The organism is Parasphingopyxis sp., assembly GCF_028279465.1.
GTDB lineage: Bacteria > Pseudomonadota > Alphaproteobacteria > Sphingomonadales > Sphingomonadaceae > Parasphingopyxis.
Genome location: NZ_JANQNS010000004.1, coordinates 1 through 13782, shown reverse-complemented (window position 1 = coordinate 13782; position 13782 = coordinate 1). Strand labels below are relative to the sequence as shown.

Genomic DNA, 13782 nt, shown 5'->3' with positions numbered 1-13782 from the left:
GACCAAACGTTCTAACTGGTTGCCGTCCCGCTAGAAGCGCAGGCGCCCTGTGACGGTGTAACGGCGGCCGAGCGCGTCATAGGTCGACGGATAGGTCTCGCCGTTGTTGTACGCCGTTGATCCGATGAACGAGCTTGTTTTCGGTGGGTCGCGATCCAGCAGGTTTTCCACCGTGAGCGTCACGTCGAAATTCTCGCTCACGTTCGACCGAACGGTCAGGTCGAAATAGTTCGCTTCATCGAACGCTTCGGATTCGGGTAGGAAGCCCTGCCCCGCACCGCGGAACTGATATTCCACTCCGTCGATCCAGCGCCACAGCAACGAGATATCGACTAGGTCATCGATGGCGACCGTTGTCCGGAGGTTGAACTGCCATTCCGGCTTGATCGGATCGCAGGCGCTGCTGAAAAGGCCAACGCATTCGAGCGCGCCCGATGTTGGGGTCGACTGGATGACGAAGCTATCCCACCAGGTGCCGTTGAAATCCCAGTTGATCGAACCAAAGCTCACCGGCAGCGTGTAGTTGACGCGCAGATCGACGCCGCTCGTCTCGAAACGCCCGAGATTGGACAGCGGCAAGAGAATACCGGGGGTCTCGGCGCCACCATTCAACGACCCATTGAAGGGGTTACGGACGAAGCTGGTGCACAAGGATGGATCGGACCCATTACCGTCACTATTCGGTCCGAAACACGGTGTCAGAATATCCGGGACCGTCGGGCTACTCACTGCTTCGGTCACAGTGATGTCGAAATAGTCGATCGAAACGACGAGACCCGGCACCTGCGGCGGTGTCGCCACGAGGCCCAGCGTGATCGATTCTGCCTCTTCCACATCGAGATCCGGATTGCCGCCAAAGCTGGTATTGATCTGCGCAGCCGATGGCTGCGGAATGAAGCCGATGCTCGCAGCCGGCGCGCCCTGGGCGATGCAGATCGCCGTCAGCGTTGCATTGCCGACCGGATTCGTCCCGGCACAGGGATCGACTGTCAGGTTGGTAAGTCCGATCGTGGTTGGCAGGAAAAGTTCACCAATGTTCGGCGAACGCACCGATACCTGGTAGATACCGCGGAAGCGGAAACCTTCAAACGGCTCCCAGCTGCCGCCCGCCTTCCAAGTGACGCTCGTGCCGGTGTTGGAATAATCCGATATGCGGATGCCACCCTCGGCCTGGAGGCTGTAGAAGCCCGGCACGTCTTCCACGATCGGAACGATGATTTCGGCGAATGCCTCGATCACATCGTAACCGCCGGTAAAGGAAGGCGACGGTGCGCCCGAACCCATGACCTCGCCCTGCGTCGATGATGGCACATCGGCGACCTGCCCGGCAACGTAATCGCGATACTCTACGCCGACCGCGAAACCGATCGGCGTCTCGGTAAAGAGGCCGGTCTCGCCGAACGTGCCGGTAAGAGATGCATTGACGACGGCCAGCGACGTCTCGACCGTCGAACCGGCCGGCTGATCGATAAAGGCAATTGCTTGCGGATCGATATTGGTGCCGACTCCGCCGCCGAAGATATTGATCGGGAAACAGCCGTTCGACGGATCGTAACAGGTGGTTGGGCTCGCCGCGAAAAGCGCCTGTTGTACACGCGACATGAGGCCGTAGCGGAAATTCGTCGAAGTCCGGCGCGATTCACCATATGTCGCGGAGACATCGTAGCTGATCGTCGGGCTGAGATCGCCGCGCACGCCGGCCCAGAGCTGGAACTGATTCGTCGTATTCTCGGTCAGCCGCGGTCCCATCTCTACGAGACGCCGGTCGAGAACGACGGTCGGCGCGAGGAAATTGGGGTCGTTCGGTCCGGTCGCCTGGCCCGCGGCCGTACAGGTCGCCGGGTCTATCGCGATGGTCGGGATCGCACAGATTTGCTGCCGAATCGTTTCATTGATGAACGGGTTGTTGAGTGGCAGCTGAAAACCCTGAGTAAACAGCCCGGATGGCGCCGCCGCAACATCGACCTGCGCGCGCGTGAACATGCCGCGCGTATAGACTTCGATGCCGGGCGTTATCTCGTAGCTCGCCATCGCGAACATGTTGTAGCGTTCGAGCGGCGTCTGGAAGTAATTGAACGGCGCATAGTTGAACGTGTTATATTGGGGTATGAGCGACTGACCGTCCGGCGCGAGCTGCATAGCGTTTATGAGCGTCGGGACCGTCGTGTTCGAACCGAAGGCCTGCCCGCCAAACGTCGCGTTCTGCGAGACCAGCCGGTTCGACTGCAACACGGGATCAACTTCCTGATAGCCGAGCGAGAGAACGGCATTGCCGCGCCCATCGTCGAAACTCGCGCCGACCGTCAGGTCCATACGGATTCGTTCGCCGTCGCCCCGCTCGGTAAGACCGAACGTGGCCGCAGCCTCGACGCCCTCGAAGTCACGCCGCAGCACAAAGTTTGCAACGCCGGAGACCGCATCCGCACCGTACACCGACGAAGCGCCGCCGGTGATGATCTCGACGCGCTCAACAAGAGCGACCGGAATGATGTTCAAGTCGGTGGCGTTACCGATTGTCGAGGCCACGAGCCGCGAACCATCGAGCAAGACCAGATTTCGCTGAGTTCCTAACCCACGCAGGTCCAAGGTCGCAGCGCCCGCGCTGCCATTGTTGACCGAATTGTTGATGCCGGGCGCGATGCCCGGAAGTTCGCCGATCAGCTCTTCGGCGTTGGTCGCCTGGCGATAGTCGATCTCGTCCTGCCCGATGACCTGAATCGGACTCGACTGTTCGAGATTCGGGTTGGTGATGCGTGTGCCGGTCACGACGATGCCTGGCTGGTTCGTCGTACTGGTCGAGGCGAGCTCGTCGCTATCCTGCGCAAAAGCCGGCGCGCCGAACGTACCCACTGCGGCGGTTCCCACCAGCAACCGAGCGATCGTCCGCTTGCGTGTCGAAGATGTCATATTGGATTCCTTGTGAGTCATTGAAAGCAAACCTTCCCCTGTTCGGGCCATCGAACGTGATCCGCGCCGGCCATCGCTGTTGATCGCCGGCACACGCCCCTGCCCTCGGTTCCGACACCGCACCGGCAATCCGGCGGGCGCCTCAAGCTCCGCGCTTATGCAAAGACAGATCGACTCGCTCAACTCAAATATAGTTCGACTCGAACTTTATAGAGAAGCTGTGGCAAACGAACCACACACGAGAGATGCACTATATCTCCGTAAAAACGGGCAATTTTCGGGATAGATAGCCGAAGGCAAACATTCGGACTGGATTATCTGGTACGTCTCATACTATATATAGTACGCATCGTACTTTTAGAGGAGAATGGCGATGAGTGCTCGGCCGCGGCCGTCGACCGGATCTGTGATCGACTGGAAAAAGCGAAGACGGACCGTCGCTGAAAAGGCGCTTCCGCTATTTCTGAACCGGCCCTGGCCGAACGTTTCCATCGCCGATGTCGCTGACCAAGCCGACATGTCCTTCTGGCAAATCTACTATTCGTTTGATGGTCAGGAAGATATCTATCGCGCTTCGGTCGGCCTGTTGATCGATGCCGTTGCGGAAACATGCGCAACGCCGCCTGACGCACAGGCAAGGGTACTCGACACGATACACAGCTTCATCGATTTCGCCGCGTCTGCGATGCAGACACAGGGCTATCGCGAACTTCTCTATCTGCGTATCCGGGACGAGTCGAACGAGCCCTGGCTGGGCATTCAGTATCGCCGCAGGATCGCCACGCCGCTCATCGAAAGTTTGAAATCGGCAATTTCGCAATCTGGCCACAGCCAGGATCTGGATGTCACGATCGACGATCAATGCTGTCGGGATACCCTCGCATCGTTGGAGGCCGCCCTCGCCTTCCCCGCCTTGCTGCAGGATCACGGTCTGGATGACGAATCCTCACATCAGGCCATCCGAACCTCGGCCCGCAAGATCTGGACGGGCACCTACACTGTCGGAGAGTCGCTGCGGCTGTCGGCCTGAACGGATTACTCGAAGCTCTATGAACCGTAGCCGCTGGCCATTTACCGATTGACGCCATAAGCTTCCCAAACCCCCGGGAACATAACGACACGGGGCAGGTTGAAGCGACATGCCAGATATGGCGGGCGCGCTTCAATCAGAACAGACCGATGATGGAAATAGACATGACCAAGCTAGTTTCCGGCTTCCAGGAAGAGATAGGCCGCATGTTCGACGAGGCTGCGCTGCCGTCTCTCAGTCAGTTCATCCGCATCCGAAATCTCTCGCCTGCGTTCGACCCGGGCGAGCAATCCTTGCCCAGCACGCACGCCGCCTTGCAGCACATTGCCACCTGGGCCGCCGACCATTGTCCGGATGGCACGGCCATCAACACGCTGGATACGGTCGCGAAGGCGCCGATGCTGGTCATCGATATTCCCGGAACGGCCGACGGCACTGTGTTGTGCTGCGGCCATATCGACAAACAACCGTCGGGCGAGGTCTGGAGCTATGGCGCCTCGGGCTATGAACCGATTGTGCGGGATGGAAAGCTGTATGGCCGGGGCAGTGTGGACGGTGGTTTTGCACCCCATTGTTACATCACGGCAATCGCGACCCTCGCGAAGCTCGATATTCCACGGCCGCGCTGCGTCCTGTTTCTCGAAACGACCGAAAAGAGCGCCAGCGCCTTTCTGCCGCGATATTTGTCGGAACTCAGCGAAATAGTCGGCGAGCCGAACCTTATCGTCTTCCTGGAATCCATCTGCGCCGATTATGAGCGCATCTGGTATCTGACTGGCTATCGCGGAATTATCGAGGGCCATCTCTCGGTCGATGCCGCCGCTAAATCCGCGCATTCCGGTGCAGCCGGCATGGCGCCTTCGGCGCTCGGGATAGCATTTACGCTGCTGGACCGCCTTGCCGATCTGTCGACCGGAATGATGCACCTGGACGCACTTTCGGTGAAAGTCCCACCGCATCTGACCACGGGTGGCGCGGAGACCGATGCGATCGCGGGTCGCTATTTTCTCGATTCCGCGAGCATCACGGGTGATGTGCCGGGAATTACCGACATGCCGGCGGCCGCCGCATTGCGCCCCGTCTGGCATGCCGGTCTGGCTGTCGCCGATATCAACGGCCTCGCGTCGGCGGACATTGTCGGCGGCGTGTTACCCGGCGGCGTGACCCTCAAGATTGGAGTCCGGGTGCCGCCGGGCTGCGACGCGGTGGCCTCGGCCGAGACCGTCGAACACGCACTCGTCGAGGATCCACCACACAATGCGAAGGTCGACTTCACACCGTCCAACATTCTGCCGAGCTGGCACGGAGGCGCTCTTTCCGAGCGGCTCAGAAAGAGCGTGGACGCGGCTTCCAAAGAATATTTCGGCGAGCCTGCCACCGGTTGGTCCATCGGCGGCGCCTACCCTTCGGTGGAGATCATCGCGCAGCAGTTCGAAGACGCGCCGATGCTCGTCACCGGCCTGATGGGGCCGAAAGCCAATTTCCAGGATAGCGACGAATCGCTGGACCTCGCCGCCGCCCGCAAGATGATCGCATCGATCGGCCAGATTTTCGCCGATCTTGGTGCCGGCCGGGACTGAGCCTTTCCGGCTTAGGGTGTTGGTGAACCGCAGGACAGTTCAGGCATAGATGGCACTCTCGGTGGTCCGCGCGGCCTGCCAGATCTCCGATACCGCAACCGCTTTGGCCATATCGACCGATCGATCTTCGACTTTGGCCTCCGAGGCGAGGCTTGCAAATGCCGTATTGGCTTCGAGAACGGCGAGCGCCCGATTGATCGCCTCGCTATCGCAAATGATTGAGAGCCCGTGCTTCCCGCCCGCGCCGGCAATCCGTGATTCTAGAGCCTTGCGAAGTCGATGCCGAATCCTGCGCCGAATGTTGATGACAAGCCACGGCTCTGATGGCCCGTCGCGCAGTTTGAGAAAGGCCAGATTGCGATAGTCGACGGACAGGAACAGCGCGGACAGCCAGCCGATATACTGCGCTATCGTATCGCGAACGGTATCGGCGCATTGCGGGGCCGTGTCGATCTGCGCTTCTATATTCGCGATCAGCCGACCGGCCACCGCCCGATAGACATCTTCCTGGCCGTCGAAGGAATAATAAACCTGCCAGAAGGACATGCCCGAGCGCTCCGCCACAGCTTCGATGGTGATGCTCTGCCAGGGTTTTTCAAGATAAACGCCGGTAACCCGTTCGACGATCTCCCGCCGCCGACTTCTCCAATCCACGACCGGCTCGACGGACCCACGCGGCGCTATCGAAGATTCGGCATCGAGCATGGTGCTCCTCATCGCGTTCGGCCGGGCTGGCTGCCGGCTGAGAAAATGGCGGGGGTGGGACTTCCAAAACCACCCCCGCCCAGGGCTGGAACGTGACCAAACGTTCCAAACTAGAAGCGCAGGCGAGCCGTCACCGAATAACGGCGGCCGAGAGTGTCGAATGTCGCAGGGAAGGTGTTGCCCGCATTTTGCGAACTCGTGCCGACCGACGAACCGACATTCGGCGGATCGCGATCCAGCAGGTTAAACACCGATAGCGTTACGTCGAAATTCTCCGACACATTCGACCGCACTGTGAGGTCGAAATAGCTCGCCGGATCGGTCGAGAGGAACTCCGGATCGGCCGGCGTACCGTTCGACGTGGCCCGCGGCAGGATGCGCTCATATTCCATGCCGTCGATCCAGCGCCACAGCAGCGATATGTCGACCAGATCGTCAATGCTCACCGTGGAGCGGAAGTTGAACGACCATTCGGGCTGCGCCGCACCGGTGCTGAAGTCGCAGTTTGCGCTATACTGACCGATACATTCGCGATTGACTCCGCCCGGCACCGCCTGGAACTTAATCGAGTCCGTCCAGTTGCCGCTCAGGTCGAAGTTCAGCGAACCGAAGCTCACCGGGAGGTTATAATTGACCCGGAAGTCCACACCGTTCGTCGTGATGACGCCTTGGTTGGTCAGCGGCGGTGCGATGCCCGGCGTATCGCCGCCGCCGTTCAAAGAACCGTTGAGCGGGTTGCGGACAATAAGGCTGCAGACGTCAAGATCGCCGCCGACACCGTCGCCATTTGGGCCGAAGCACGGACCGACAACGTCGCCCGATGTGCGCGCTGTAATGGCGTCGGTGATTTCGATATCGTAATAATCGACCGTGATCGCCAGACCGGGCACCTGGCGCGGCGTGAGCACCAAACCCAGCGTGTAGCTTTCCGCCACCTCCGGATCCAGGTTCGGGTTGCCGCCCGTGGTGGAGTTCACCTGGTCCGCCGACGGCACGGGGATCGTACCGATCGAACCGACCGGCGCGCCCTGCAGCAGACAGATATTGGTCAGCGTGGCATTGCCGAGCGGGTTGGTGCCCGCGCACGGATCGACGTTGAGACCCGTCAAACCGGTGGTCACCGGCAGGAACAGTTCGCCGATATTGGGCGAACGCACCGAGCGCTGGAAGATACCGCGGAACCGGAAGCCCTCGAACGGCTCCCAGGAGCCGCCAGCCTTCCAGGTCACGCTCGTGCCTGTGTTCGAATAGTCGGACACACGCACTCCGCCTTCGAGCGTCAGGTTGTAGAAACCCGGCACATCTTCGACGATCGGAACGATCAGTTCGGCAAAGCCTTCGATCACGTCATATCCGCCGCTGAAGGTCGGCGACGGTGCGCCCGTACCGAGCACTTCGTCCTGCGTGCCAGCGGACACGTCGGCCACACGGCTCGCCGTGTAGTCGCGATATTCGACACCGACTGCGAAGCCGACCGGCGTGTCCGTGAACAGACCCGTCTGGCCCAGATCGCCGAACATCGACGCATTGACCGTCGTCAGCGAGGTATTGTCCGTGAAGGACGAGGGCTGGTCGAAAAAGACCACCGAACGCGGATCGATATTCTCGCCCGTGCCGCCGCCGAACAGGTTGATCGGGAAGCAGCCATTGGACGGGTCCTGACAGTTTTGCGTATCCGCCGCCCGCAGCGCCTGCTGCACACGCGACTTCAGACCCCAGCCCCTCCGGGTAAACGTCAATTGGGATTCACCGTAAGAGCCCGAGATATCGTAATTGATCGTATCGGTCAGCGAACCGCGCACACCCGCCCAGATCTGGAACATGTTTGTGACGATATTCGTGCGACGCGGACCCTGTTCCACGAGACGGCGGCCGATCGTGACCGGGACCTCGCGATAATTGGGGTCTTCGGGCCCGGTAGCCTGTCCGGCCGCCGTACAATCGGCCGCCGAGATGATACGGTCCGGACCCGGGATCAGGCCCGGCTGGTCATCGGGATCGTTCGGATCGTCGACAAAGTTCGGATCGGGCACCAGCTGGAAGCCCTGGCCCGCGCAAATCTGCTGGCGCTGCTGTTCATTGATGAACGGGTTGTTCAGTGGGAACTGCCACGTGTCGAGGAACAGACCGGAGGGCGCAAGGCGCAGCCCAACCGTCGTCTTGGTAAACATCGCCCGCGTATAGACTTCGATGCCTGGCGTCACCTCATAGCGCGCCGCACCCAAGATATTGTAGCGCTCTAGCGGCGTCTGGAAATAGTTGAACGGCGCATAGTTGAACGTGTTGAACGTCGGCACCAAGATGCCGGCACCCGGATCGTTTTGGTTCGTGCCGAAGTCGGAGTTGCCCGCATTCGGATCGCTCGGAGGAAGATTCCAGTTCGGGTTCGCCAGATCGAGGTCGCTGCTGATGCGCGTCGGTATGGATGTACCCGAACCTAGGACGGTGCCGGTGAACCCGAGACCGAATTGCGAAACCAGGCGATTCGACTGCACGACATCGTCGACTTCCTGATAGCCGATACTCAGAACGGCATTGCCCCGGCCATCGTCGAAATTGGCGCCGATCGTTACATCTGCCCGGAACCGCTCGCCGTCCCCGCGTTCGGTGATGCCGTATGTCATGGAGGCTTCAAGGCCTTCGAAATCCCGGCGCATTACGAAGTTCGCAACACCGGCGATAGCATCGGCACCGTACACCGACGAGGCGCCGCCCGTGACGATCTCGACCCGCTCGACAAGTGCAACCGGCACCACGTTAAGGTCGGTTTCGCTGAACAGTGTAGCCGGAACGATACGCGAGCCGTCCAGCAGAATGAGGTTCCGGGTCGTGCCCAAGCCGCGCAGGTTCAGCGAAGCGATGCCGCCGCTGCCGTTGTTGACGGAGTTGTTGATACCAGGAACGACACCGGGCAGTTCGCCGATCAGTTCTTCGGCGTTCGTCGCCTGACGATAATCGATCTCGTCCTGGCCAACGACCTGGATCGGGCTCGACTGTTCGAGGTTCGGGTTTACGATACGCGAACCGGTAACGACGATCGCCGGCTGGTCCGTGGCGCTCGCCGCTGCGAGTTCACCGCTGTCCTGCGCGAACGCAGGTGTCGAAACCATGGCCGTACCGGCCAGCAAGCCGCCTATCGCCCGCCGCCGCGCGTCAGCCGAAACTCGAAAATCCCTGTAAGTCATCAAATTCTACCTTCCTATTGCGGAGCGCCCGGACGCGATCGGCACGATCGCGGCGCGGGCCACTCCAAAACCCCTGCACCGGCCCTCCCGGCTGCCTCATCGGCCGGGCCCGGCCAGCCCTGCCCTGATCGCGATGAGCGAATTTCAGAGCCTTTCTATAGTACGGTACGGTACCGTACTGTCGAGACGTACATGCAGAAATTTTCGGACGGCTCAATCCATTTCGGTCTCGCGGTTCGTGATTCAGGATTAGGCGTGGCAAATCTGCCACAGCCTATTCGGCTGGTTTTATGGTTTCAGATTTAAGAGTGTTCCGGCCGCTACCGGGCCTGTCTGCGGCCGCAGATCGCAAAGAGCCTGCCACCGCCTACTTCATGCGATCCAGAATAAAATGCGCCTCGATCAGTCCGTCGACAACCACGCAATGAAATGCTCGATCGTCGCGTCCAGCTCATCATTCATCTTCTTACGGCTGGGCAATTTGGTGTCCGCAAAGAGCGCAGTATACAGGAACGGGCCGAATATCATGTTCATGAAACGCAACGCGGCTTGCTTCGCGGAGACCTTCTTCTTGCGCTTTGCGAACCTTGCTATCGCGTCCCTGACATAGGCTTCCGCATAGCCGGGGCCATTCTCCCAATAGATCTTCATGATTTGCGGCTTGGTGCTCTTCTCGCCGATTGCGACCTGCAAAACGGCAAGCCCGCGCGGCTGCAGGACACGGAACAGGGTCGCCTGCCCCGCCGCGCGCAATGCCTCCTCCAGAGATGCATCAGCGTCCGGCATATCGAGCGCCGGCGCGTCTATGTCCCGGCACGCAGACAGCATCACCGCTGCGAACAGATCTTCTTTCGAGCGGAACCGCGTGTAGATCGTGCGTTTCGACGCACGGGCCGCCCGGGCGACATCTTCCATGCTGGTTGCCGCGAAACCATTGGCAATAAACAATTGCTCGGCGGCATCGATGATCTTTTCCCGCTTGGGATCTTCCAGAACTTTCTCGGCGATAGCCCCCATGCAATCGATCCCGGTTGACAAAACGGTACGGAACGGTACCGTTTAGGTCGCCGGTCCTGCGAGCTTGTAGCGCAACTCCGGTCGATTACCAACTTGCACGCGGCATTTCCTGGGCATGGAGAGACGGCATGAAGCGCGGAAAACTGCTATTCGCAACATCTTTGGCAGCGGCACTGGTTTCACCCGCCCTCGCCGAATCGGAGGTCGGCGCAGATTTTTTCTGGCCCGAAGCCAGGGAGATCGCGATCGCGAGAAGCGCCGCGCCGGAAACCGTTTCCGAAAACGCCTCCTACTGGGTACTCTTGCCAAGCGGATATCGGCAGGTCGTGACAGGCAGCAACGGTTTCAATTGCCTCGTCTTGCGCCAATGGAGTGCGGCATTCGATACGCAAAGAGAGCTGTTCGAGTGGGAAGGCCTTGTCGCGCCGATATGTTATGATCCCGTCACCAGCGCCAGCTCGATGCAGGAACAGTTTCTGCGCGCGGAGCTTGGCCTGGCCGGCGCCGACCATGACGCGATCCGAGCGGAAATTATGAGCGCCTATGGCGATGGCCGGTTGCGACCGCTCGAGCGGACGGCCTTTTCTTACATGTATTCAGGGGCTCAAAGGCTGACCCCCAATGCAGGTCACTGGCACCCGCATCTGATGGTGCATGCGCCCTATTACACGAACGACATGCTCGGCGGGAACAGCTTCACGAGCGGCGACCCGGTCGTCTTCGAAGCACCCGGCACATTCCGCGCGATCATCGCCATCCCGGTCAATGGCCGCGACGGGCACATACAGCCGCAATTCGAAGAATAGCCCGCTTACCGGACGCCGAACGGCCGATGCGGTCGGTGAAGCTCGGTTCACGCGTGCATCCGATGCGATCTCCAATATAACCGTCTACTGGCTCATGGCAGGATGGCGCTATTCAATCGGAAGCCTCTTGCTCGACAGCAATTGCTACGAAACCAGAAAGTCGTGCAGCTTTTCGGCGATCTTTCCATCGTCATACCAGGGGGAATGGGCACGGCCTTCTAGGGGGATCAGCGTCGCGCCAGCGATATGCTTGGCCATGTCTCTCGCTTCGGAGAATGGGACGGCGCGGTCTCCGCGACGATGCATGATCAGGGTAGGCGCCTTTACTCGGGCCAGGCAATCGGTCGCGTCAAGCTGATAGACGAGCTTTAACATCGCCGCGGCGGTCTCCGCATCGGCGGCTCGGCGCAGTTGATTGGCGAACTCAAGCACCTGCTCCCGCTCCAGATCGGGCAAAAAGGCATCGGCGATCTGGCGCGAGCCGAGCCCCCAATGCGCCTTGATCGATGACAGCATCGCTTTCTGCACTTCGGGTGGGCTGATCGCGGGGCCGTTCGCATAGGCACCGAAGAAGCAGAGTTTCTCGACTTGTCCGGGATGGTTGGCGGCATGGTAAATCGCCACCGGCCCGCTGCAGGACAATCCCAGGATCGAGATGTTCTCTGCATCAAGCTCTGCCACCACATCTTCGAACAGCGCGACTTCGGATTCGAAGGTGAACGGCGCTTCGATCGGATCGCTCAATCCTGTGCCCGGACGGTCATACCGCACCAGCGTGTGTCCTCGGCCGACTGTCGCATAGAATCTCCGCACATCGGGCACGTTCCAGTCGGCTTCGACATGCGTCACCCACCATGGTGGGGAGATGAGAACAGGCCCGCTCCCGCTCAGCGAATAGGCGATACTGGTGCCGTTGCGATCGGCGAAGAAACGAATTTCCTGCTCGGGCCCGGCGTCAGGGTCAGTGGCGCGTTGATCGGCCGCGCTTGCTTGCGCGCCATATGGCGACGGCGCGACATCGCCGACAAAGCGAAAGCCTTTGCCATGCACCGTCTTGATGAAACGCTGTTGCTTGCCATCGTCGCCCAGCAATTGCCGCGCGGATTTGATCCGGCTGGACAGCGCAGCATCTGAAATCGCGCGGCCATCCCAGATTTTCTCGACAATCTCGTCTTTCGTCAGCAGGCGATTACGGTTTTCGGCGAACAGAAACAGGAGGGACAGGACTTGGGGTTCAGCCGGCACGGTTTCGCCCGCCCGGCGTAGCTCGAACGCATCCATGTCCAGCTCGAAATCTTCGAAAACCCACCCCATCGCAACACTATATCGCGCGGCGCCGATTTCTCCAGACTTTCTCCAGAAACACTCCAGATACGCTGCAAGCTTGGCGATGCGCGCATGTTCATAGGGGCAGGCCTCAACACATAGGAGGTTATTATGAACACGCAATTGAATACGACGAAACTCAAACTATCCGCTGGCGCTTCAGCGCTGATCCTTGGGGCCATGCTGACCGCGTCGCCGGCACAGGCCCAGGCCTTCTGCAGCGACGGCAACGGGACTTTCACGTTTGAATGCGGCGACGACGCTGAGGCGGACGGGAGTTTTGCCACCGCTGTCGGAGATTCTGCTAAAGCGGAAGGGATCAGTGCGACCGCCATCGGTGGTGGCGCTGATGCAATCGGAGACGGCACCACAGGCATCGGTGCCTCTGCCGCCGCGACAGCGGAAGATGCGACCGCCCTTGGGTGGGCGGCATTTGCCACCAATGTCAATGCGACGGCTCTGGGCACCCAGACACGTGCACAAGGTCTCGGTGCCACCGCGATCGGTAGTTGGGCACAGGCCACTGGTCAGGCCAGCATCGCGCTCGGTGCTGACAGCACCGATAATGGTGCTGAAGGCGCGATCTCCAATGGCATTGGTTCGATCGCGATCGGCAATGATTCGCTCGCCAGCGCCAACGGAGCTGTTGCTTTCGGTTTCCGCTCGGACGCCACCGGCGTCGGCGCGGTAGCCGTAGGCGACCTTGCTAACTCCGTCGATCAGGCCGTCGCCATCGGCGATGAGGCCGGCGCCATCAGCGACGGCGCGATCGCTATCGGCGGCGACAGCTTTGACCCCGATCAGCAGGGCGCGCGAGCCGAGGGTAGCCGTTCCATCGCCATCGGTGCCGATGCCCGTGTGTCCGGGCTTGGCTCGGTTGCGCTGGGAACCACAGCCGCGGCAACCAACCTGAATTCGCTGGCGCTCGGCGCATCCGCCGATGCCAGAGCCAATCAGGCCATTGCTCTCGGTTCGGCCGCCCAGGCTACCGCTACCAATGCGATGGCGCTTGGTTTTGGCAGCGAGGCCTCTGCCGACCGCTCGATCGCGATTGGCCAGAGCACCGATGCGACTGCCGCTGGCGCGATCGCGATTGGCGGCGATGGCTCCGATGCGGACACGGAAGGCGCGCAGGCGACGGAAGAGGGTGCTGTGGCCTTGGGTTCGGACACCGAAGCGAGCGGTGTCTTTACGACGGCCCTGGGCCGGGGTGCGGGTGCTTCCGG

At 60.6% G+C, this 13782-nt stretch carries 8 protein-coding genes and 1 pseudogene; 4 read left to right on the top strand and 5 right to left on the bottom strand.

The genetic code is table 11. The annotated features are described in order from the left end of the window. Window positions 1–30: 30 nt before the first annotated feature. Window positions 31–2907 (bottom strand): TonB-dependent siderophore receptor, encoded by a 2877-nt coding sequence (locus tag Q0974_RS02270; protein WP_299322163.1) that lies wholly within the window; start codon window positions 2905–2907, stop codon window positions 31–33. A gap of 373 nt (window positions 2908–3280) precedes the next feature. Here Q0974_RS02270 and Q0974_RS02265 point away from each other — a divergent pair, with 373 nt between their 5' ends. Both Q0974_RS02265 and Q0974_RS02260 read left to right on the top strand, forming a co-directional pair. Next, window positions 3281–3937, top strand: coding sequence for a hypothetical protein (locus tag Q0974_RS02265; RefSeq protein WP_299322162.1), 657 nt, complete (start codon window positions 3281–3283; stop codon window positions 3935–3937). Between the two features lie 164 nt (window positions 3938–4101). Beyond that, complete coding sequence (locus Q0974_RS02260) at window positions 4102–5517, top strand: M20/M25/M40 family metallo-hydrolase (RefSeq protein ID WP_299322160.1); 1416 nt, start codon at window positions 4102–4104, stop codon at window positions 5515–5517. Window positions 5518–5556: 39 nt separating this feature from the next. Here Q0974_RS02260 and Q0974_RS02255 read toward each other — a convergent pair whose 3' ends face one another. The 3 genes from Q0974_RS02255 to Q0974_RS02245 form a co-directional block, all read right to left on the bottom strand. Then, complete coding sequence (locus Q0974_RS02255) at window positions 5557–6222, bottom strand: hypothetical protein (RefSeq protein WP_299322158.1); 666 nt, start codon at window positions 6220–6222, stop codon at window positions 5557–5559. A gap of 110 nt (window positions 6223–6332) precedes the next feature. Beyond that, entirely contained in the window at window positions 6333–9407 is a 3075-nt protein-coding gene (locus Q0974_RS02250) for a TonB-dependent receptor (RefSeq protein WP_299322156.1), read from the bottom strand. Between the two features lie 402 nt (window positions 9408–9809). Next, entirely contained in the window at window positions 9810–10424 is a 615-nt protein-coding gene (locus Q0974_RS02245; RefSeq protein ID WP_299322155.1) for a TetR/AcrR family transcriptional regulator, read from the bottom strand. Window positions 10425–10552: 128 nt separating this feature from the next. On the opposite strand from Q0974_RS02245, the gene Q0974_RS02240 reads away from it, so the two are divergent. Next, on the top strand, window positions 10553–11230 hold the full coding sequence (locus Q0974_RS02240; protein WP_299322153.1) for a hypothetical protein: 678 nt from the start codon (window positions 10553–10555) through the stop codon (window positions 11228–11230). A gap of 144 nt (window positions 11231–11374) precedes the next feature. Here Q0974_RS02240 and Q0974_RS02235 read toward each other — a convergent pair whose 3' ends face one another. Next, window positions 11375–12544, bottom strand: coding sequence for an alpha/beta fold hydrolase (locus Q0974_RS02235; protein WP_299322152.1), 1170 nt, complete (start codon window positions 12542–12544; stop codon window positions 11375–11377). A gap of 123 nt (window positions 12545–12667) precedes the next feature. Here Q0974_RS02235 and Q0974_RS02230 point away from each other — a divergent pair. Then, window positions 12668–13782: pseudogene (locus Q0974_RS02230) on the top strand (hypothetical protein); the annotation flags it as partial.

Excerpts from the sequence above, each read along its gene's own strand:
- Q0974_RS02270 (WP_299322163.1), bottom strand. The coding sequence starts at position 2,907 with ATGACATCTTCGACACGCAAGCGGACGATCGCTCGGTTGCTGGTGGGA.
- Q0974_RS02260 (WP_299322160.1), top strand. The coding sequence starts at position 4,102 with ATGACCAAGCTAGTTTCCGGCTTCCAGGAAGAGATAGGCCGCATGTTC.
- Q0974_RS02265 (WP_299322162.1), top strand. The coding sequence starts at position 3,281 with ATGAGTGCTCGGCCGCGGCCGTCGACCGGATCTGTGATCGACTGGAAA.
- Q0974_RS02245 (WP_299322155.1), bottom strand. The coding sequence starts at position 10,424 with ATGGGGGCTATCGCCGAGAAAGTTCTGGAAGATCCCAAGCGGGAAAAG.
- Q0974_RS02235 (WP_299322152.1), bottom strand. The coding sequence starts at position 12,544 with ATGGGGTGGGTTTTCGAAGATTTCGAGCTGGACATGGATGCGTTCGAG.
- Q0974_RS02255 (WP_299322158.1), bottom strand. The coding sequence starts at position 6,222 with ATGCTCGATGCCGAATCTTCGATAGCGCCGCGTGGGTCCGTCGAGCCG.
- Q0974_RS02250 (WP_299322156.1), bottom strand. The coding sequence starts at position 9,407 with ATGACTTACAGGGATTTTCGAGTTTCGGCTGACGCGCGGCGGCGGGCG.
- Q0974_RS02240 (WP_299322153.1), top strand. The coding sequence starts at position 10,553 with ATGAAGCGCGGAAAACTGCTATTCGCAACATCTTTGGCAGCGGCACTG.